This window comes from Pseudomonas sp. SDO5215_S409 (assembly GCF_054071325.1).
The window spans coordinates 1-297 of record NZ_JBSVWN010000197.1 but is presented as its reverse complement, the minus strand read 5'-3'; the positions used below and the strand labels follow the sequence as shown (position 1 = coordinate 297).

Sequence of the window (297 nt, the reverse complement as noted above, 5' to 3'; positions counted from 1 at the left end):
TCAGGCCTTCCGCTGCGCCACCGGCGATCGCACCACTTGCAAAATCATGCCCTTTTTTGCAAGAAGCTAGACGGGATAGTCGAGTCGCTGCGCGTCCTCAAGGTTTGCCGTAAAACAGCGATCCAGGCTTGCCGCGTCACATTGCAACTTATCCAGAACACCATCGTCAGCGTACCAGATGAGCTTCGTGAGCAATTACGCAGGCTGACGCGAATGCAGTTGATTCGGATGCTGGCCGCGTGGGATCGTGTCCCTGGAAGTGGTGTAACTGAACCAACCGAAGGCGCCCTGTAGGCG

Annotated in this window: 1 pseudogene; it reads left to right on the top strand. The window is 56.6% G+C overall.

Annotated elements, in window-relative coordinates:
- Positions 1-243, top strand: a pseudogene (locus ACW9H9_RS28880) (hypothetical protein); the annotation flags it as partial.
- Positions 244-297: the final 54 nt, after the last annotated feature.